At 68.7% G+C, this 20,697-nt stretch carries 19 protein-coding genes and 1 riboswitch; of the genes, 16 read left to right on the forward strand and 3 right to left on the reverse strand.

Annotated features, from left to right (window positions below; translation table 11 throughout):
- Positions 1–34 precede the first annotated feature (34 nt).
- Positions 35–712, forward strand: coding sequence for a hypothetical protein (locus tag AWB92_RS05940; protein WP_068101232.1), 678 nt, complete (start codon positions 35–37; stop codon positions 710–712).
- A gap of 1 nt (position 713) precedes the next feature.
- Here AWB92_RS05940 and AWB92_RS05945 read toward each other — a convergent pair whose 3' ends face one another.
- On the reverse strand, positions 714–1,160 hold the full coding sequence (locus tag AWB92_RS05945) for a nitroreductase family deazaflavin-dependent oxidoreductase (RefSeq protein WP_085184488.1): 447 nt from the start codon (positions 1,158–1,160) through the stop codon (positions 714–716).
- A gap of 111 nt (positions 1,161–1,271) precedes the next feature.
- On the opposite strand from AWB92_RS05945, the gene AWB92_RS05950 reads away from it, so the two are divergent.
- From AWB92_RS05950 to AWB92_RS05960, 3 genes are all read left to right on the forward strand, one after another.
- On the forward strand, positions 1,272–1,955 hold the full coding sequence (locus AWB92_RS05950; RefSeq protein WP_197517954.1) for a TetR/AcrR family transcriptional regulator: 684 nt from the start codon (positions 1,272–1,274) through the stop codon (positions 1,953–1,955).
- 114 nt (positions 1,956–2,069) lie between these two features.
- The gene (locus AWB92_RS05955; protein WP_068187546.1) at positions 2,070–2,570 is read left to right on the forward strand and encodes a VOC family protein; all 501 of its coding nucleotides are present in this window, start codon (positions 2,070–2,072) and stop codon (positions 2,568–2,570) included.
- Positions 2,571–2,725: 155 nt separating this feature from the next.
- Positions 2,726–4,195, forward strand: coding sequence for an FAD-binding protein (locus tag AWB92_RS05960; RefSeq protein WP_085184489.1), 1,470 nt, complete (start codon positions 2,726–2,728; stop codon positions 4,193–4,195).
- Between the two features lie 98 nt (positions 4,196–4,293).
- Here AWB92_RS05960 and AWB92_RS05965 read toward each other — a convergent pair whose 3' ends face one another.
- The gene (locus tag AWB92_RS05965) at positions 4,294–6,213 is read right to left on the reverse strand and encodes an ABC transporter ATP-binding protein/permease (RefSeq protein WP_085184490.1); all 1,920 of its coding nucleotides are present in this window, start codon (positions 6,211–6,213) and stop codon (positions 4,294–4,296) included.
- An 81-nt stretch (positions 6,214–6,294) separates the two neighbouring features.
- Here AWB92_RS05965 and AWB92_RS05970 point away from each other — a divergent pair, with 81 nt between their 5' ends.
- The 12 genes from AWB92_RS05970 (at position 6,295) to gcvP (ending at position 19,632) form a co-directional block, all read left to right on the forward strand.
- Positions 6,295–7,938 carry an acetolactate synthase gene (locus tag AWB92_RS05970; protein ID WP_085184491.1) on the forward strand — a complete coding sequence of 548 codons (1,644 nt, stop codon included), beginning with the start codon at positions 6,295–6,297 and terminating at the stop codon, positions 7,936–7,938.
- A 26-nt stretch (positions 7,939–7,964) separates the two neighbouring features.
- Complete coding sequence (gene secA2, locus AWB92_RS05975) at positions 7,965–10,289, forward strand: accessory Sec system translocase SecA2 (RefSeq protein ID WP_085184492.1); 2,325 nt, start codon at positions 7,965–7,967, stop codon at positions 10,287–10,289.
- A gap of 72 nt (positions 10,290–10,361) precedes the next feature.
- Positions 10,362–10,991: a CDP-alcohol phosphatidyltransferase family protein gene (locus AWB92_RS05980; protein WP_085184493.1), complete on the forward strand. Its 630-nt coding sequence runs from the start codon at positions 10,362–10,364 to the stop codon at positions 10,989–10,991.
- Positions 10,984–11,910 carry a DUF881 domain-containing protein gene (locus tag AWB92_RS05985; RefSeq protein WP_085184494.1) on the forward strand — a complete coding sequence of 309 codons (927 nt, stop codon included), beginning with the start codon at positions 10,984–10,986 and terminating at the stop codon, positions 11,908–11,910. Before AWB92_RS05980 ends, AWB92_RS05985 begins: the two co-directional genes overlap by 8 nt.
- Positions 11,911–11,935: 25 nt before the next feature.
- Positions 11,936–12,268, forward strand: coding sequence for a small basic family protein (locus AWB92_RS05990; RefSeq protein WP_066933079.1), 333 nt, complete (start codon positions 11,936–11,938; stop codon positions 12,266–12,268).
- 5 nt (positions 12,269–12,273) lie between these two features.
- Complete coding sequence (locus tag AWB92_RS05995; RefSeq protein ID WP_085184495.1) at positions 12,274–13,128, forward strand: DUF881 domain-containing protein; 855 nt, start codon at positions 12,274–12,276, stop codon at positions 13,126–13,128.
- Between the two features lie 37 nt (positions 13,129–13,165).
- Positions 13,166–13,564, forward strand: a complete 399-nt coding sequence (gcvH, locus tag AWB92_RS06000) for a glycine cleavage system protein GcvH (RefSeq protein ID WP_067149344.1) — start codon at positions 13,166–13,168, stop codon at positions 13,562–13,564.
- 265 nt (positions 13,565–13,829) lie between these two features.
- A complete protein-coding gene (gene garA, locus AWB92_RS06005) occupies positions 13,830–14,300 on the forward strand; it encodes a glycogen accumulation regulator GarA (protein ID WP_068101271.1) in 471 nt (156 codons plus the stop codon).
- Between the two features lie 12 nt (positions 14,301–14,312).
- Positions 14,313–15,080, forward strand: a complete 768-nt coding sequence (locus AWB92_RS06010; protein WP_085184496.1) for a MerR family transcriptional regulator — start codon at positions 14,313–14,315, stop codon at positions 15,078–15,080.
- A gap of 64 nt (positions 15,081–15,144) precedes the next feature.
- Positions 15,145–15,639, forward strand: coding sequence for a bifunctional nuclease family protein (locus AWB92_RS06015; protein ID WP_066933175.1), 495 nt, complete (start codon positions 15,145–15,147; stop codon positions 15,637–15,639).
- Between the two features lie 259 nt (positions 15,640–15,898).
- Complete coding sequence (locus AWB92_RS06020) at positions 15,899–16,528, forward strand: MerR family transcriptional regulator (protein WP_068101273.1); 630 nt, start codon at positions 15,899–15,901, stop codon at positions 16,526–16,528.
- Positions 16,529–16,552: 24 nt separating this feature from the next.
- Positions 16,553–16,650, forward strand: a riboswitch (glycine riboswitch).
- 156 nt (positions 16,651–16,806) lie between these two features.
- Positions 16,807–19,632 carry an aminomethyl-transferring glycine dehydrogenase gene (gene gcvP, locus AWB92_RS06025; RefSeq protein WP_085184497.1) on the forward strand — a complete coding sequence of 942 codons (2,826 nt, stop codon included), beginning with the start codon at positions 16,807–16,809 and terminating at the stop codon, positions 19,630–19,632.
- A gap of 110 nt (positions 19,633–19,742) precedes the next feature.
- Here the strand turns inward: gcvP and AWB92_RS06030 are convergent, their stop codons facing one another.
- On the reverse strand, positions 19,743–20,603 hold the full coding sequence (locus tag AWB92_RS06030; protein WP_085184498.1) for a haloalkane dehalogenase: 861 nt from the start codon (positions 20,601–20,603) through the stop codon (positions 19,743–19,745).
- Positions 20,604–20,697: the final 94 nt, after the last annotated feature.

The raw sequence follows: 20,697 nt of genomic DNA on the forward strand, positions 1-20,697 counted from the left end.
GGGCCGGCATTTCACGGAGGGATCGGAGCTCAACATGCGCCGCCTGGCACTGCACGCATTCGCCGCCTCGGCTTCCGTCGTGGCAGTCGCATCGTGGCTGCCGCCCCTGCCCGCCAAGGCGGACCCCCCGGTCGTCTTTCCCGGGATGGAAATCCACCAGGACAATCGCCTGTGCACCCTGGCCTACGTCGACCCTGCCCTGAAGATCGCGTTCACCGCGGGGCATTGCCGCGGCAGCGGCGTCGTCTACGACCGCGAACACAACGTCATCGGGCGTCAGGCCACGTTCCGCGACAACACGCCCAGCGGCACCACCGTGGCCACCGATCAGACGATCAACGACTACGAAGCGATCGTGCTGGACAGCGGGGTCACGGCCAACAACGTCCTGCCGGGCGGGCGGCCGCTGGAATCCAACCCCTCCCTGGCGCTTCAGCCGGGCCAGGCCGTGTGCCACTTCGGCGTGGTCACGGGTGAGACCTGCGGGACCGTCGAGAGCGTCAACAACGGATGGTTCACCATGTCGCACGGTGTCCAGAGCCAGCGGGGCGATTCCGGGGGACCGGTGTACCTGGCACCCGCCGGCGGCCCGGGGGAGATCGTGGGGATCTTCAACAGCGTCTGGGGCGATCTGCCCGCGGCGGTGTCGTGGCGGGCCACCTCGGACCAGGTCCGCCAAGATCTCGGGGCGACGCCGCCCAACCCCCGATAAGTCAGCCGGCGGGATCGAGCACGAACACCGGAATCGAGGGCGCCCCAGCGAGCAGCTGCTCATCGGTGGAATCCGGCGTCAACCCGCCTACGTAATCCTTGACCTGCCAGTACCAGCGGCCCAGATAGCGCCTCAGGACTTCGGGCTTGGCTGCATCGCCCACCTCGCTGACTCGAGCGCGTCGCCGGTGCCAGCGCGGACCCACCTCGACGACGCCCGCCGCCCGCACGTTGCGGGCCCACTGCGTGTTGCCGCGCGGTGAGACCAGATAGTCCACGCCGTCGATCGTGAGCAGGTTGATCACCACCGCGCGCGGTTTTCCGCTCTTGCGGCCCTGGACGCGCAGGGCACGGGTCCCGGCGATGCTGATCCCCAGCTCGGCGAGCCAGCGGATCACCGCATTGGCGGCGCGGGCCACCCGATTCGGTTCTTCGTAGCGCGTGGCCATGGTGCGTCCTCTCTAACGGGATCCGAGAGCGGTGCTCTCTGTGCGGCACACGCTGCCACAGTCGCCGCCAAAAAGCAAGAGCGGTGTTCTCGGTTGTGTCAGACTGGCCGCGTGGGCAAACGCCAGGAATCGCGGGAGCAGATCGAGGCGCGAATCATCGAACTGGGCCGCCGCCAACTGGTGGAGGGCGGCGCCGCCGGGCTCTCGGTGCGCGCCATCGCCCGTGACCTCGGCATGGTGTCCTCGGCGGTGTATCGATACGTGTCCAGCCGCGACGAGCTGCTGACCCTGCTGGTGGTGGACGCCTATACGGACCTGGCCGACACCGTGGACCGGGCCCGGGAGACAGCGGGCGAGGCGTGGAGCGACGACGTCATCGCCATCGCACGGGCGGCGCGGGAGTGGGCCGTGGCCGATCCCGCCCGCTGGGCGCTGCTGTACGGCAGCCCAGTGCCCGGGTATCACGCGCCCGCCGAGCGCACCGTCCCGGCCGGCACCCGCGTGGTGGGCGCCCTCTTCGACGCGGTGGCGGCGGGCATCGCGACCGGAGACATCCGTTTGACGAATGATCTTGCACCGCAACCGATGTCGTCGGATTTCGGACGCATTCGCGACGAGTTCGGATTTCCGGGAGACGACCTGGTGATCGCCAAGTGCTTCCTGCTGTGGGCGGGCGTCCTGGGCGCCATCAGTTTGGAGGTGTTCGGGCAATACGGCACCGACACCCTGACCGACCCGGCGGCGGTGTTCGACACTCAGATGCGGCTGCTGGTGGACGTGCTGACCCAGCACTGAACCGCAGAATTAGAACGTGTTCATCGCGTCGCCGGGTGGCCGACGGGGCCGCGTACGGCAAAGTCCTACCGCGCCCCTTCTGGCGGCCGACCGGCTGGGCTATCCTGCGAGACGATGACCCTTCCCACCCAATCGCCGACGCAGATCGCCTGGGTCACCCCCGACCTGGATGCCACCGAAACCGCCCTCACCGGCCTGTTAGGCGTTCGGAAGTGGGTGCGGATACCCGAGGTGCACTTTGCCCCGGACAGCTGCAGCTACCTCGGCCGGCCCGCCGATTTCGTCGCCAGCATCTCGCTGAGCTATCTCGGGGACATGCAGCTGGAGCTGATCTCACCGGTCCGAGGGGAGAACATCTATAGTGACTTTCTGCGCGAATCCCCGCCCGGCCTGCACCACATCTGCACCGAAGCGCCGAGCCCCGAGGGATTCGACGCCTTCCTGGCGGAGGCCGCGGCAAAGGGCGCGCCGGTCGTGCAGCAGGGCGTGATGCCCGGCGGCATCAAGTTCGCCTACGTGTCGGCGCCGCAGGCGGGGGTGCCGTATCTGGAAATCGCCTACGTCCCACCCGAGATGAGGGCGTTCTACGACTACATCAAACGGGAGCAGCAGTGAGCCGCGCCGACGACGATGCGGAACGCAGTGACGAAGAGGAGCGGCGCCGATGAGCCGCGCCGACGACGATGCGGAACGCAGTGACGAAGAGGAGTGGCGCCAATGAGCCGCGCCGACGACGATGCGGAACGCAGTGACGAAGAGGAGTGGCGCCAATGAGCACCGAGATTCCGGCAACCGTCAACGCGGACACGGTGAGTTCGTGGTCGGACGAGGTCGACGTGGTGGTGATCGGTTTCGGCATCGGCGGCGGGTGCGCGGCGGTCAGCGCGGCGGCCGCGGGCGCGAAGGTGCTGGTGCTCGAGCGCGCCGCCGCGGCGGGCGGCACGACTTCCCTTGCGGGAGGCCACTTTTACCTCGGCGGCGGGACCGCCGTGCAGGAGGCGACCGGCCACCCCGACTCGGCCGAGGAGATGTACAAATACCTCGTCGCGGTGTCGAGGCAGCCGGACCACGCGAAGATTCGCGCCTACTGCGAGGGCAGCGTCGAACACTTTAATTGGTTGGAAGACTTGGGCTTTCAATTCGAGCGCAGCTACTTCCCGGGCAAGGCCGTGATCCAGCCCAACACCGAGGGGTTGATGTTCACCGGCAACGAGAAGGTGTGGCCCTTCCTGGAGAAGGCGGTCCCGGCGCCGCGCGGTCATAAGGTGCCCGTGCCCGGCGACACCGGTGGCGCCAGCATGGTGATCGACCTGCTCCTCAAGCGGGCCGCCAGCCTCGGCGTGCAGGTGCGATACGAGACCGGCGCTAGCCAGCTGATCGTGGACGACGCCGGCGCGGTGACCGGCGTGCTGTGGAAGCAATTCTCCGAAACCGGTGCGATCAAGGCAAAGTCGGTGATCATCGCTGCCGGGGGATTCGTGATGAACCCGGAAATGGTAGCCAGGTACACCCCGAAGCTGGGCGAGAAGCCGTTCGTCCTCGGCAACACTTACGACGACGGCCTGGGCATCCGGATGGGCGTCTCCGCGGGCGGCGCCACCCAGCACATGGATCAGATCTTCATCACGGCGCCGCCCTACCCGCCGTCGATCCTGCTCACCGGGATCATTGTGAACAAGCTCGGGCAGCGGTTCGTCGCCGAAGACTCCTACCACTCGCGCACGGCGGGCTTCATCATGGATCAGCCGGACAGCGCGGCGTTCCTGATCGTCGACGAGGCGCACCTGGAGCATCCCAAGATGCCGCTGGTGCCGCTCATCGACGGCTGGGAGACGGTGCCCGAGATGGAAGCCGCGCTGGGCATCCCGCAGGGCAATCTGGTCGCGACCCTGGACCGCTACAACACACACGCGGCCCGCGGCGAGGATCCCGATTTCCACAAGCAGCCGGAATTCCTTGCCGCGCAAGACAAAGGGCCCTGGGGCGCGTTCGATATGTCGTTGGGCAAGGCGATGTACGCGGGATTCACCGTCGGTGGGCTGGCGGTGTCGGTCGACGGGCAGGTGCAACGCGAGGACGGCACCGTGGTTCCCGGCCTGTACGCGGTGGGCGCGTGCGCGTCCAACATCGCCCAGGACGGCAAGGGCTACGCCAGTGGAACGCAGCTGGGGGAGGGCTCGTTCTTCGGGCGCCGCGCCGGAGCACACGCGGCCCGGGTGGCCGCGGGCGCGCAGTCGTAATCGGCGCACGGCATCGAGGCTGTAATTTCGCAGCGAAAGTGCGAGTAAACCCCTGCGAATTTGCAGGCTCGCCGCGCCTTGGCCCGCAACGCAAACGCCTAGACCCCGGCGGGTTCCTTCTCTACCGGGCCCAGCCGCCACTGGCCGCCGCCCAGCAACTGGAGCTGTTGGCGGTGATGCTGCTCGACGGTGGGCCGGTGGCTGACGCTGACCAACACGGTGTCCGGCAACTCGGTGCGCACCAGCTGATACAGCGCGAACTCCAGCCCCTCGTCGAGCGCCGAGGTGGCCTCGTCGAGGAACACCGCCTTCGGCTTGGTGAGCAGGATGCGGGCGAACGCGACGCGCTGCTGCTCCCCGGGGGAGAGCACCTTTGCCCAGTCCTGCTCCTCGTCGAGGCGGCCGATCAGCGGCGCCAAGGCCACCTTCGTCAGCACGTCCTGCAATTCGCCGTCGGAGACGTTCGCCGGCTCGTTCGGGTAGCAGATCACGCCGCGCAGGCTGCCGAGCGGCACGTAGGGCAACTGCGACAGGAACATCGTCGCGTTGTCGCCGTCGGGGCGGCAAAGGGTCCCGGACGCGTACGGCCACAACTCGGCCAGGCTGCGCAGCAAGGTGGTCTTGCCGGCGCCCGATCGCCCGGTGATCACCAGCGAGTCGCCGTCGTCGAGCGCCACATCGAGCGGGTCGATCAACTGGTCGCCCGCCGGCGTGCGCACCTCGACACCGCGAAGCTCGACGGTTGCCTCGTCGCTCGGCTTGACCAGGATCGTCGGCAGCGCGCGGCCCTGGCTGTTCGCGTCGACGAGCCCGTGTAACCGGATGATCGCCGCGCGAAACGCGGCAAAGGCGTCGTAGTTGTTGCGGAAGAACGACAGCGAATCCTGGATGTTGCCGAAGGCCGTCGCGCTCTGGCCGACGTCGCCGAAGTCGATCCGCCCGGCGAACAGTCGCGGTGCCTGGATCACCCACGGCAGCGGGACGATGATCTGCGACATCGACCAGTTCCACCCGTTGAAGATGATCGTCCGGCGCACGAACTTGCGGTAGTTGGCGATGATCGGGGTGAAGCGCCGCCACAGTTGCGCCCGCTCGACTCGTTCACCGCGATAGAAGCCCACCGCCTCGGCCGCGTCGCGCAACCGCACCAGCGCGTAACGGAATGCGGCGTTGAGCTTTTCGTTGTTGAAGCTCAGCCAAATCAGCGGATGGCCCAGCCAGACCGCGACCACGGTCGCGACCAGAACGTAGACCAGGACGGTGACGAACATCGCGCGCGGCAACTCGAAGCCGAAAAGTTCCAGATTCCCGGAGAGCTGCCACAGGATCGCGGCAAAGGAGATCACCGAGGCCACCGCGTTGACGGCCCCGAACAGCAGGGTGCTGCCCGTCCCGTTGGACGGGATGTTCGGGGTGCCCCCAGCGTTGGCGGTGAAGATGTCGATGTCCTGCTGGATGCGCTGGTCCGGGTTGTCGATGGTGTTGTCGATGAACAGGTCCCGGTAGTAGGCCTTGCCCTCCAGCCAGTCGTCGGTGAGGTGGGCGGTCAGCCAGACGCGCCAGGCGATGATGAATCGCTGGGTCAGATAGATGTCGATCATGAACCGGATGACATACAGCGTGGCGAGCACGGAAAAGATCCCGATCGACATCCAAAAGCCGTGAATACCGGACTGTTTCACGTTGGCATCGTCAGCCGCGATGCCCTGCACGGCCTTCTGCACCGCCGTGTACAGGTCGTTGCCCTGGTAGCTCAGCAGAACGGTGAGCCGCACCGAACACAGCACCGACAGCAACAGCACCCCCAGCATCGCCCACACCTTGACGCTTGACGGGCCGACGAAGTAGCCGCGGGTGATCCGCCAGAACTGCCGGCCCCACGGGGTCAGGTACCGGAACGCCACCAGTACGGCGAGAAGACAGACGGCTCCGATCGCCCAGGCGATGGCGATCCAGCGCAGGGAATCCATGGGTGCCGCCGACCAATTGATCGACGGCGTAAACGGCTTCGGGCCCATGGTCGATGTCTCCTTAAGGTCGAGGCCTGACACAAAATCCTTCGGCGAAGGTACCCGAGTGATTGCCGATAGGCTGCCTGGATGAGCATCGACGCTCCGTCCAGCCAGACCGTACATGCCGGCCGACTCATCGCACGCCGGCTCAAGGCCAGCGGCATCGACACCGTGTTCACCCTATCGGGCGGCCACCTGTTCTCCATCTACGACGGGTGCCGCGACGAGGGGATCCGGCTGATCGACACCCGCCACGAACAGACCGCGACGTTCGCCGCCGAGGGCTGGTCGAAGGTGACGAGGCTGCCCGGCGTGGCCGCATTGACCGCGGGGCCGGGCGTGACCAACGGGATGAGCGCGATGGCCGCGGCGCAGCAGAACCAGTCGCCGCTGGTGGTGCTGGGTGGCCGGGCCCCCGCGGGGCGCTGGGGCATGGGTTCGCTGCAGGAGATCGACCATGTGCCGTTCGTGGCGCCGCTGGCCCGATTCGCCGCCACCGCGCAGTCGGCCGACGACGCCGGCCGGCTGGTGGACGAGGCGTTGCGCGCGGCCGTCGGCGCCCCGTCCGGGGTGGGGTTCGTCGACTTTCCGATGGACCACGCCTTTTCGATGTCGGAGGATGACGGCCGGCCCGGCGCCTTGAGCGCGGTGCCGCCCGCTCCGGCCCCGGATGCCCAGGCCCTCGACCGCGCCGTCGACCTGCTGGCAGCGGCGCAGCGGCCGGTGATCATGGCGGGCACCAACGTCTGGTGGGGACACGGCGAGGCGGCGCTGCTGCGCCTCGCGGAGGAACTTCAGATTCCGGTGCTGATGAACGGGATGGCCCGCGGCGTGGTGCCGGCCGACCATCCGATGGCCTTCTCGCGGGTGCGCGGCAAGGCGCTGGGCGAGGCCGACGTCGCGCTGATCGTAGGTGTGCCAATGGATTTCAGGTTGGGCTTCGGCAAGGTGTTCGGACCCGAAACGCAGCTGATCGTGGCCGACCGCGGCGAACCCGTCCGCGAGCATCCCCGGCCCATCGCCGCCGGCCTGTACGGCGACCTCAGCTCGATCCTTTCGGCCCTCGCCGCCACGCGTGGCACCGCACACCCGGATTGGGTCGCCGAGCTACGAACCGCCGAGACCGCGGCGCGCGCCCAGGAGAAGGCCGAGCTGGCCGACGACCGGATCCCGCTGCATCCGATGCGGGTGTACGCGGAGCTGGCGCCGCTGCTGGACCGCGACGCCATCGTCGTCATCGACGCGGGCGACTTCGGGTCCTATGCCGGGCGGGTGATCGATAGCTATCTGCCGGGTTGCTGGCTGGACAGCGGCCCGTTCGGCTGCCTCGGGTCGGGCCCCGGCTACGCGTTGGCCGCCAAGCTGGCCCGGCCGGACCGCCAGGTCGTGCTGCTGCAGGGCGACGGCGCGTTCGGCTTCAGCGGCATGGAGTGGGACACCCTGGTCCGCCACGGCGTGCCGGTCGTGTCGATCATCGGCAACAACGGAATCTGGGGTCTCGAAAAACACCCCATGGAGGCGCTGTACGGCTACTCGGTGGTGGCGGAATTGCGTCCGGGCACCCGCTACGACGAGGTGGCCCGCGCCCTGGGCGCCCACGGCGAGTTGGTGGCCGCGCCCGCCGAGTTGCGGCCCGCACTGGAACGCGCCTTCGCCAGCGGGCTGCCCGCCGTCGTCAACGTGCTCACCGACCCGGCCGTCGCCTACCCGCGCCGCTCGAACCTCGCCTGACCCGACCGCTCGCGTACCGTTGACCTGTGCCAAAGACCACCCGGACGCAGCCCGGCCGCCTGACTAGCCGATTCTGGCGGCTGCTGGGCGCCAGCACGGAGAAGAACCAGACGCGGTCCCTCGCCGAGGTCACCGCCTCGTCGGAGTACGACGAGAAGGCGGCCGGCCTCAGCGACGAGAAGCTACGCGAGGCAACGGGGCTGCTCAAGCTCGAGGACCTCGCGGAGTCCGCCGACATCCCACAGTTCCTCGCGATCGCGCGGGAGGCGGCGGAGCGGGCGACCGGGCTTCGCCCCTTCGATGTCCAGCTGCTGGGGGCGTTGCGCATGCTCGCCGGCGACGTGATCGAGATGGCCACCGGGGAGGGCAAGACCCTGTCAGGGGCGATCGCGGCCGCCGGATACGCCCTTGCGGGACGGCACGTCCACGTCGTGACCATCAACGACTACCTGGCCCGGCGCGACGCGGAGTGGATGGGCCCGCTGTTGGAAGCCCTGGGCCTGACGGTCGGCTGGATCACCGCGGACTCGACGAGCGAGGAACGCCGCGCCGCCTACGGTTGCGACGTCACCTACGCCTCGGTCAACGAGATCGGCTTCGACGTGCTGCGCGACCAGCTGGCGACCGACGTCGACGACCTGGTCTCGCCCAATCCCGACGTGGCCCTCATCGACGAAGCCGACTCGGTGCTGGTCGACGAGGCGTTGGTGCCGTTGGTGCTGGCCGGCACCACCCACCGGGAGACGCCGCGGCTGGAGATCATCAAGCTGGTCGGCACGCTGGACGCCGGCACCGATTATGAGACCGACGCCGACAGCCGCAACGTGCATTTGACCGACGTCGGCGCGCGCAAGGTCGAGAAGGCGCTCGGCGGCATCGACCTGTACTCCGAGGAGCACGTCGGCACCACCCTCACCGAGGTGAACGTGGCGCTACACGCGCACGTGCTGCTGCAGCGCGACGTGCACTACATCGTGCGCGACGACGCGGTGCACCTGATCAACTCCGCCCGCGGCCGCATCGCGCAACTGCAGCGCTGGCCCGACGGCCTGCAGGCCGCCGTCGAGGCGAAGGAGGGCATCGAGACCACCGAGACCGGCGAGGTGCTCGACACCATCACCGTGCAGGCGCTGATCAACCGCTACGCCACCGTCTGCGGCATGACCGGCACCGCGCTGGCGGCCGGCGAGCAGCTGCGCCAGTTCTACAAGCTCGGCGTGTCGCCAATCCCGCCGAACGAGCCCAACATTCGCGAGGACGAGGCCGACCGGGTCTACATCACCGCCGCCGCCAAGAACGACGCGATCGTCGCGCACATCGCCGAGGTTCACGAGACCGGGCAGCCGGTGCTGGTCGGCACCCGCGACGTGGCCGAGTCCGAGGAACTGCACGAGCGGCTGCTGCGCCGCGGCGTTCCCGCGGTGGTGCTCAACGCGAAGAACGACGCCGAAGAGGCGAAGGTCATCGCCGAGGCCGGCGAGTACGGCACGGTCACCGTGTCGACCCAGATGGCCGGGCGGGGCACCGACATCCGCCTCGGCGGATCCGACGAGGCCGACCACGACCGCGTCGCCGAACTGGGCGGGCTGCACGTCGTCGGCACCGGCCGCCACCACACCGAGCGCCTCGACAACCAGCTGCGCGGCCGCGCCGGGCGGCAGGGCGACCCGGGGTCGTCGGTGTTCTTCTCGAGTTGGGAGGACGACGTCGTCGCGGCCAACCTCGACCACAACAAGCTCCCGATGCAAACCGACGAGGACGGCCGGATCGTCAGCCCCAAGGCGGCCGGGATGCTCGACCACGCGCAGCGGGTCGCCGAGGGCCGGATGCTCGACGTGCACGCGAACACCTGGCGTTACAACCAGCTGATCGCGCAGCAGCGCGCGATCATCGTCGATCGCCGAAACACGTTGCTGCGCACCGCGACCGCGCGCGAGGAGCTCGCCGAGCTGGCGCCGGACCGCTACGAGGAACTCGCCGAGGACATCTCCGAAGACCGCCTGGAGAAGATCTGCCGGCTCATCATGCTGTATCACCTCGACCGGGGCTGGGCCGACCATCTGGCCTACCTCGCCGACATCCGCGAAAGCATCCACCTGCGCGCGCTGGGGCGGCAGAATCCGCTGGACGAGTTTCACAGGATGGCGGTCGACGCGTTCGCGTCGCTGGCCGCCGACGCCATCGAGGCGGCCCAGCAGACGTTCGAAACCGCGAACGTGCTCGAAGAGGAGCCGGGGCTGGACCTGTCCAAGCTGGCGCGGCCGACGTCGACGTGGACCTACATGGTCAACGACAACCCGCTGTCCGACGACACGCTGTCGACCCTGAGCCTGCCCGGGGTGTTCCGCTGAGCTGAGCCGGCGAGCATGCGGCCAGCCGCGCACTCGGCATTCGGGCTCCATGTTCGGCTAATGTCACGGCTCATGGAGCCCGCGCTTCCGCCCGATCGGGTGCTGACGGTGCCCAACGCACTCAGCGCGATCCGCCTGCTGCTCATCCCGGTTTTCGTCTACGTCCTGCTGTTCGCCCACGCCAACGGTTGGGCGGTGGCGATCCTGATGTTCAGCGGGGCCTCGGACTGGGCCGACGGCAAGATCGCCCGCACGCTCAACCAGTCCTCGCGGCTGGGCGTTCTGCTGGACCCGGCGGTGGATCGGCTCTACATGCTGACCGTCCCGATCGTTCTGGCGATCGATGGGATCGTGCCGTGGTGGTTCGTCATCACGCTGCTGGTGCGTGACGGGCTGCTGGCCGCCACCCTCCCGCTGCTGCGCAGCCGCGGCCTGTCGGCGCTGCCGGTGACCTACGTCGGAAAGGGCGCCACCTTCGCGTTGATGGCCGGGTTTCCGTTGGTCCTGCTGGGCACCGGCGGCGCGGAGTGGAGCCGCGTGCTGAGGGCCTGTGGCTGGGGCTTTTTGGGCTGGGGCTTGTACACATACCTGTGGGCGTTCGTGCTGTATGCGGTGCAGATGACGTTGGTGGTGCGCCGCATGCCCAAGGTGAAACAGTCCGACCGCCAGCCGGTTACCCGCAAGGCGGGTGGACATGACTGACGCGGACCGGCTGCTCGGCGGATATGACCCCAACGCCGGCCGCAGCGCCCACGCCGCCGCGCGGCCCCAGCTGATCCCGGTGCCCTCGCTGCTGCGCGCCCTGCTCTCGGAGCACCTGGACCCCGGCTACGCCGCGGCCGCGGCCAAACGCGACGGTGACGCCGCGGCGCCGAGCGGCCGCGACCGCGCCTTCGGCTGGCTGTGGCAGGCCCTTGCCGCGCTCCTGATCGCGACGGTGTTCGCCGCCGCGGTCGCGCAGGCGCGGTCGGTGGCGCCCGGCGTGCGCACCGCGCAGCAGCTGCTGCTGGAAAGCGTGCGTTCCTCGGAGGCCGCCGCGGCCAAGTTGGGTCAACAGCGCAGCGCGCTCTCGAGCCGAGTGGACGACGTGCAGCGCCACGCACTGGCCGAAAACGCCCAGGGGCAGCGGCTGCTGGCCAGGCTCGACGCGCTGGGCCTGGCGGCGGCGAGCACGGCGGTCATCGGTCCCGGCCTCGCGGTGACCGTGACGGATCCCGGTGCCGGCCCGAACCTTTCCGACGTCTCCAAGCAGCGCATCAACGGCAGCAGGCAGATCATCCTGGACCGCGACCTGCAGCTGGTCGTCAACTCGCTGTGGGCCAGCGGCGCCGAAGCCATCTCCGTCGGCGGCGTCCGGATCGGACCCAACGTCACCATCCGGCAGGCCGGCGGGGCGATCCTCGTCGACAACAACCCCACCAGCAGCCCCTACCAGATCCTGGCGGTCGGGCCGCCGCACTCGATGCGCGACGTCTTCGACAACAGCACCGGCCTGCAGCGGCTTAGGCTGCTGGAATCTTCCTACGGTGTCGTCGTCACCGTGAACGTCGCCGACGGCCTGTCGCTGCCGGCCGGACCGATGCGGGATGTCAAGTTCGCCAAACAGATTGGGCCCCAGTGAGAGACATGCCGAGAGGAAACCGAGCATGATCGGCATCGCGGCGCTCGCGGTCGGCATCGTGCTGGGTTTGGTCTTCCACCCCGCCGTCCCGGAGGTCGTCCAGCCCTATCTGCCGATCGCGGTGGTGGCCGCGCTGGACGCGGTGTTCGGTGGGCTGCGCGCCTACCTCGAGCGGATCTTCGACCCCAAGGTCTTCGTGATCTCGTTCGTGTTCAACGTCTTTGTGGCCGCGCTCATCGTCTACGTCGGCGACCAACTGGGCGTCGGCACCCAGCTGTCCACCGCGATCATCGTCGTACTGGGCATCCGCATCTTCGGCAACGCCGCCGCGCTGCGGCGCCGGCTGTTCGGGGCATAACGGCCGTGAGCCAAGACCCGCCCGAAGAAAGGGAAACTCGCGACGCGCCACCCGAGCCCACCGCGGGCGCGGGTGCGCATCGCGGCCGGCACGAACTGCCGCCACACCGCCCGCGGCCCGAGATCGGCCCGGTGCACCGCACGGGGCTGTCCGCAATGCTGCGGGCCGGTCGCTCGCGGCTGGCCTTCGGGGCGCTGGCGGTCGTGCTGTGCCTCGTCCTGGGGATCGCCATCGTCACCCAGGTCCGCCAGACCAAGTCGGGCGACTCGCTGGACACCGCCCGCCCCGCCGACCTGTTGGTGCTGCTGGACTCGCTGCGGCAGCGGGAGGCGACGCTGAACACCGAAGTCGGCGAGCTGCAAAACACCCTGAATGCGTTGCAGGCGTCCGGCAACAACGATCAGGCGGCCATCCAGAGCGCCCAGGCCCGGCTCGCGGCGCTGTCCATCTTGGTCGGCGCGGTGGGCGCCACCGGCCCCGGCGTCACGATCACCATCGACGACCCGGGCCCGGGGGTGTCACCGGAGGCGATGCTCGACGTGATCAACGAGCTGCGTGCCGCCGGCGCGGAAGCGATCGAGATCAACGACGCGCACCAATCCGTCCGGGTAGGTGTCGATACCTGGATAGTGGGTACGCCGGGCTCGTTGACCGTTGACAACAAGACCCTGTCGTCCCCGTATTCGATTCTGGCGATTGGCGATCCGCCCACGCTGGCCGCGGCGATGAATATCCCCGGCGGGGCCGAGGACAGCATCAAGCGCGTCGGCGCGCGCATGTCGGTCCAGCAGGCCGACCGGGTCGACGTGACCACCTTGCGGCAACCAAAACCGCACCAATACGCTCAGCCCGTCAAGTGAACGTGCCTCGTCGGCAGCGACCAGAACAGGATCACCCGTGAGCGATATCCCGTCCGATCTGCACTACACCGCCGAACATGAATGGGTTCGACGCAGCGGTGAGGACACCGTGCGGGTCGGTATCACCGACTTCGCGCAGTCGGCGCTCGGCGACGTCGTCTTCGTCCAGCTGCCGGACGTAGGCAGCCAGGTGAGCGCGGGCGAATCCTTCGGCGAGGTGGAATCGACGAAGTCGGTGTCGGACCTGTTCGCACCGGTCTCGGGCACGGTCTTGGCGGTCAACGCCGACCTGGAGGGCAGTCCGCAGCTGGTCAACTCCGACCCCTACGGGTCGGGCTGGCTGGTCGACGTCCAGGTCTCGGACGCCGCCGAGCTCGAGTCGGCGATCTCGGCGCTGCTCGACCCGGAGGCCTACCGCGGGACGCTGACCGAATGACGATTGCTAATGTGCCTGCCAGCCCCGCTCGGTGCTGCGGGCGGCGCACGCGGTTCACGTCGGTCGGGCTTCCGATCGTCCGGTGGGGGGCACATTGCGAACCGGTGCGCGGTACGGTCAACAGATCGACACTTGATAGACACGAGACGGTCAAGTAATCAGCAGTGCGGGGCTAGAGAAACTCAGGAAACCTCGACAAACCTAGAGGGAGCCGGGCCAACGGCCCGGTTCGGATAACGCCACAGCGGCCAGTGAGGAGCAGCGCGTGACGGACATGGATAACGACCAGACCTCTGATGAAGTGACGGTGGAAACGACTTCGGTCTTTCGTGCCGACTTTCTCAACGAACTCGACGCGCCCGCCCAGGCGGGGACCGAGAGCGCGGTGTCGGGCGTTGAAGGACTCCCGGCCGGCTCGGCGTTGCTGGTCGTCAAACGCGGACCTAACGCCGGGTCGCGGTTCCTGCTCGACCAGGCCATCACGTCCGCCGGTCGGCATCCCGACAGCGACATCTTCCTCGACGACGTCACCGTCAGCCGTCGCCACGCCGAATTCCGGTTGGAAAATAACGAGTTTCACGTCGTCGATGTCGGTAGCCTGAATGGCACGTACGTCAACCGCGAACCCGTCGATTCGGCGGTGCTGGCCAACGGCGACGAAGTGCAGATCGGCAAGTTCCGGTTGGTGTTCTTGACCGGACCCAAGCAGGGCGACGACGGAGATTCCGGAGGGTAGTGAAGGAGGGTAGTGAGCGCACCCGATAGCCCGGCACTGGCCGGGATGTCGATTGGGGCGGTCCTCGACCTGTTGAGGCCGGATTTCCCCGATGTCACGATCTCCAAGATTCGATTCCTGGAGGCCGAGGGACTGGTGACGCCGCAGCGCGCCGCGTCGGGATATCGCAGGTTCACCGCGTACGACTGCGCGCGGCTGCGGTTCATCCTCACCGCGCAGCGCGACCACTACCTCCCGCTGAAGGTCATCCGGGCGCAGCTGGACGCGCTGCCCGACGGCGAGCTGCCCCCGATCGGATCGCCTTACGGGGTACCGCGATTGGTGTCGGTTCCGAACGGCGGAGACGCCGGCGCCGCGGCCGAAGCCGCCCCGGGCGCCAAGCCAGACGCGGCGGCGGTGGCCCCGCCGCGGGTCCGGCTGAGCCGAGAGGATCTCCTGGAACGTTCCGGGGTGGACGACGAACTGCTGACGGCGTTGCTCCGGGCCGGGGTGATCACCACCGGCCCGGGCCGGTTGTTCGACGAACACGCCGTGGTCATTCTCCAATGCGCGCGGGCCCTGGCCGAATACGGGGTCGAACCGAGGCACCTGCGCGCCTTCCGTTCCGCGGCCGACCGGCAGTCCGATCTGATCGCCCAGATCGCGGGGCCGCTCGTCAAGGCCGGCAAGGCCGGCGCCCGGGACCGCGCCGACGACCTGGCGCGGGAGGTGGCCGCGCTCGCGATCACATTGCACACCTCGCTGATCAAGTCTGCCGTTCGCGACGTTCTGCATCGCTGAGGATTAGACTTCGTTGGACAGCTTGGTGTTCGGCGGGCTGAAGAGTTGCGGAGGGCAGACACAGATGGGTGAAGTTCGTGTTGTCGGCATTCGCGTCGAGCAACCGCAGAACCAGCCGGTGCTGTTGCTGCGCGAGGCCAACGGTGACCGCTACCTGCCAATCTGGATCGGTCAGTCCGAAGCCGCCGCCATCGCGCTGGAGCAGCAGGGCGTCGAACCGCCCCGGCCGCTGACGCATGACCTGATCAGGGATCTCATTGCCGCACTTGGGCATTCGCTGAAAGAGGTGCGGATCGTCGACCTGCAGGAGGGCACGTTCTACGCCGACCTGGTCTTCGACCGCAACATCACTGTCTCGGCGCGCCCGTCGGACTCGGTGGCGATCGCCCTGCGGGTCGGCGTCCCGATCTACGTCGAGGAGGCCGTGCTCGCCCAGGCCGGTCTGCTCATCCCGGACGAGAGCGACGAAGAGGCCAACACCGCCGTGCGCGAGGACGAGGTGGAGAAGTTCAAGGAGTTCCTCGACAGCGTGTCGCCCGACGATTTCAAGGCCACCTAGCCGCCCGGAAAGGGCCGTCCCGCGAGTACTAGGCTGGGCGCCGACATCACGGATCCATCTCATCTGGCGCCGCGATCTCGACACGCTGGCCGATAGTGCTGCCAGTTGGGCCCGCGGCCGCCATACTTTGATCACGACTTAGGGCGCGGCGGCTATCGAAAAGCGTAAGCTCACTAGCACTCGGGCCTGAGCAAACGTGGCTGCGGTGCAGCCAGAGACGCAGCTAACGATGACAGCGCGATCGGCGAGAGGAACCCCCGTGAGCGAGCAGCCACGTCAAGAGCAGCTGGACCTAGCTGACCAAGCGAACGCCGCGAGCAGCGACCAACCCGTCTCTGCAGCGAGCGCACCGGTGCAGCCCGGGCTGTTCCCCGACGATTCCGTGCCCGACGAGCTGGTGGGCTACCGCGGCCCGAGCGCGTGCCAGATCGCCGGCATCACCTACCGCCAGCTGGACTACTGGGCGCGCACGTCGCTGGTGGTCCCGTCGATCCGCAGCGCGGCGGGCTCCGGCAGCCAGCGGCTCTACTCGTTCAAGGACATCCTGGTCCTCAAGATCGTCAAGCGACTGCTCGACACCGGCATCTCGCTGCACAACATCCGCGTCGCCGTCGACCACCTGCGCCAGCGCGGCGTCCAGGACCTGGCCAACATCACGCTCTTCTCCGACGGCACCACCGTCTACGAGTGCACCTCGGCCGAAGAGGTCGTCGACCTGCTGCAGGGCGGGCAGGGCGTGTTCGGCATCGCGGTGTCGGGCGCGATGCGCGAGCTGACCGGCGTGATCGCCGACTTCCACGGCGAGCGCGCCGACGGCGGCGAGTCGATCGCGGCCCCGGAGGACGAGCTGGCGTCGCGGCGCAAGCACCGCGACCGCAAGATCGGCTGACCCCGGGTAAACTGGTCCGCGCGTCGCACTCGGGCGGGAGAGTCTCGTGGCTGCCAGTCACGGGCGCCGAAGGAGCAACACCTCTCCGTCAACCTCTCAGGCACCCGGACCGCGCGAGTTAACGACGCCTCTGGAAAGCGGTGCGGACCGGTAGCGGTCCCACCCGCCGATGGGGAAAGGCGCCCCGGCAGCAGCCGGCGCCGAATCTCTCAGGCGCCCGGCGAACGGGTGAAGACAGAGGGAGAGGGCCGTTAGTCCCTCGACCTCAGGAGTTCGCCGTGGCCGATCAATCAACCTTCGCAGCGCGGCACATCGGCCCGGACGGCCCGGCCATCGCCGCCATGCTCGACGTCATCGGCGTCGACTCGTTAGACGAGCTGGCGTCGAAGGCGGTTCCGGCCGGCATCCTCGACACCCGCCCCGACGGCGGCGCCGCGCCGGGCCTGGACCAGTTGCCGCCCCCCGCCAGCGAGGCCGAGACGCTGGCCGAGCTGCGCGCCCTGGCCGACGCCAACACCGTGGCCGTGTCGATGATCGGGCAGGGCTACTACGACACGCTCACGCCGCCGGTGTTGCTGCGCAACATCATGGAGAACCCGGCCTGGTACACCGCGTACACGCCCTATCAGCCGGAGATCAGCCAGGGCCGGCTGGAGGCGCTGCTGAACTTCCAGACGATGGTGGCCGACCTGACCGGGCTGGAGGTCGCCAACGCGTCGATGCTCGACGAGGGAACCGCGGCGGCCGAGGCCATGACCCTGATGCACCGGGCGACTCGCGGCGCGTCGAACAGGCTCGTCGTGGACGTCGACGTCTTCGCGCAAACCGCAGCCGTGCTGGCCACGCGGGCCAGGCCGTTGGGCATCGAGATCGTCACCGCCGACCTGCGTGACGGCCTGCCCGACGGGGACTTCTTCGGCGTCGTCACCCAGCTGCCGGGCGCCAGCGGCCGGATCACCGACTGGGCGGCCCTGGTCTCGGCGGCCCACGAACGGGGCGCGCTGGTCGCCGTCGGCGCCGACCTGCTGGCCCTCACGCTGATCACCCCGCCCGGCGACATCGGCGCCGACGTCGTGTTCGGCACCACCCAAAGGTTCGGTGTCCCAATGGGATTCGGCGGACCGCACGCCGGCTACCTGGCCGTGCACGCCAAGCACGCCCGCCAGTTGCCGGGGCGGCTGGTCGGGGTGTCCGTGGACAGTGATGGCGCGCCGGCGTTTCGTCTGGCGCTGCAGACCCGCGAACAGCACATCCGCCGCGACAAGGCGACCAGCAACATCTGCACCGCGCAGGTGCTGCTGGCGGTGATGGCCGCGATGTACGCCAGCTACCACGGCGCCGGCGGGCTGACCGCGATCGCCCGCCGCGTGCATGGCCACGCCGAAACCGTCGCCGCCGCGCTGGGTGATGCGCTGGTGCACGACACGTTCTTCGACACCGTGCTGGCCAGGGTGCCGGGCCGCGCCGACGAGGTGCTGGCCGCGGCCAAGGCCCACGGCGTCAACCTGTGGCGCGTCGACGACGACCACGTCTCGGTGGCCTGCGACGAGGCCACCACCGACGCGCATGTCGCCGCGGTGATCGACGCCTTCGGGTTGCCGGCCGCCGAACCCGTCGCCGTCGACATCGCGACCCGCACCTCGGAGTTCCTGACGCACCCGGCCTTCACGCAATACCGCACCGAGACGGCGATGATGCGCTACCTGCGCACGCTGGCGGACAAGGATATCGCCTTGGACCGCAGCATGATTCCGCTCGGCTCGTGCACGATGAAGCTCAACGCCGCCGCCGAGATGGAACCGATCACCTGGCCGGAGTTCGCGCGCCTGCACCCGTTCGCGCCGGCCTCCGACACCGAGGGGATCCGCCGGCTCATCGCCGACGTGGAGTCCTGGCTGGTGCAGATCACCGGCTACGACGCCGTCTCGCTGCAGCCCAACGCCGGCTCGCAGGGCGAGTACGCCGGGCTGCTGGCCATCCACGACTACCACGCCAGCCGCGGCGAACCGCACCGCGACATCTGCCTCATCCCGTCCAGCGCGCACGGGACCAATGCCGCGTCGGCCGCGCTGGCCGGGCTACGGGTGGCCGTGGTCGCGTGTCGCGACAACGGCGACGTCGACCTCGACGACCTGCGGGCCAAGGTGGCCGAGCACGCAGACCGGCTGGCCGCGCTGATGATCACCTACCCGTCCACCCACGGCGTGTACGAGCACGACATCGCCGAGATCTGCGCGGCCGTGCACGACGCGGGCGGTCAGGTCTACATCGACGGCGCCAACCTCAACGCGCTGGTCGGGCTGGCCCGCCCGGGCAGGTTCGGCGGCGACGTCAGCCACCTGAACCTGCACAAGACGTTCTGCATCCCGCACGGCGGCGGCGGCCCGGGCGTCGGGCCGGTGGCGGTGCGCTCGCACCTGGCGCCGTTCCTGCCCGGCCACCCCTACGCCCCCGAACTGCCCGGAGGGCATCCGGTGTCGTCGGCACCCTACGGGTCGGCGTCGATCCTGCCGATCACGTGGGCCTACATTCGGATGATGGGCGCGGAGGGACTGCGGGCGGCGTCGCTCACCGCGATCGCCTCGGCCAACTACATCGCCCGGCGCCTCGACGAGTACTTCCCGGTGCTGTACGCGGGCGAGAACGGCATGGTCGCGCACGAGTGCATCCTGGACCTGCGCGGCATCACCAAGGCGACCGGGGTGACCGTCGACGACGTCGCAAAGCGGTTGGCGGACTACGGTTTTCACGCGCCAACCATGAGCTTCCCGGTCGCCGGCACGCTGATGGTGGAGCCGACCGAAAGCGAGAGCCTGACCGAGGTCGACGACTTCTGCGAGGCCATGATCGCCATCCGCGGCGAGATCGAACGCGTCGGCGCGGGAGAGTGGTCCGTTGAAGACAACCCGCTGCGCGGGGCGCCGCACACCGCGGAGTGCCTGCTCGTCTCCGACTGGAAGCACCCGTACACGCGGGAGGAGGCGGCCTACCCGCTTGGCAAGGGGTTCCGGCCGAAGGTCTGGCCGCCGGTGCGCCGCATCGACGGCGCCTACGGCGACCGCAACCTGGTCTGCTCGTGCCCGCCGGTGGAGGCGTTCGCCTAGGAGCCCGACGGTGGCGACCCGCTTCACCCGGCTTCGCCGCGCTCGCGATCGCCACTAGCCCGACGGTGGCGACCCGCTTCACCCGGCTTCGCCGCGCTCGCGATCGGCCACTAGCCGAAGCGCTCGATGATCGCCGCCGCGATCCGGTCGGGCGCGTCCTCCTGGATGAAGTGCTTTGCTTCGGGCAGCTCGACCACGACGTGATCCGGGAACGCCGCCCGCATCCGCGGGAGCGTAGGGCCCGGCCTGAACGCGAAGTCCTTCATCCCCCAGACGAATAGCGCGGGTTTGGCACCGAGCCGGGCGGGCACCTCCCGCCCGAGCCGCGACAGCAAGGGTTCGGCCGCCAAGATCTGTTTGGGCATCTCGGCCACACCTTTTCGCGCCTCGGCGCTGGGCTGCACGGCCCGATAGTGTTCCATCACCGCCGCGCTCGGGCGGTGCTGAGTCCCCGCCGGAATCAGGCGCTCCACAAAGAAATTGCGCTGCAAGATCGCCCACTGCATCGGCGGGCTGCCCATCACGCGGCTGAAGATCTTCGTCGTCAGCTCGTCCGTCTTCCAGAACCAGGTGTTGCCCAGCACGACGCCACGGACCCTGGCGGCGCGCTCGACGGCGACCGCCATGCTGATGGGCCCGCCCCAGTCCTGGCCCATCGTCAGATAGCCGTCGAGGCCCAGGTGATCGACGAACTCGCCGACCACGTGGGCATGCTCGTCGATCTTGTATCCGAATCCGGCGGGTCGCTCGGACAGCCCGAAGCCGAGGTAATCGGGTGCGATGCAACGGAATTGGCCGCGCAGCGCGACGATGATGTCACGGTACAGAAAGCTCCACGTGGGATTGCCGTGGCAGAGCAGGATCGGCGGGCCGTCCCCCTCGTCGACGTAGTGCATCCGCCCGCGTGAGCTGTCGAACCAGCGCGACTCGAACGGATAAAGGCGAGGATCCGGGGTGAAATCGATCTTCATGACGCTCCCTTCGGGCAACGCGACGATCGTATGCCGGAGGGGTGACAAGCTCGCGTTCGCGAACGTAACCGCACGGCGAATCTCGGCCCGGTTT

Source organism: Mycobacterium sp. IEC1808, assembly GCF_002101935.1.
GTDB lineage: Bacteria > Actinomycetota > Actinomycetes > Mycobacteriales > Mycobacteriaceae > Mycobacterium.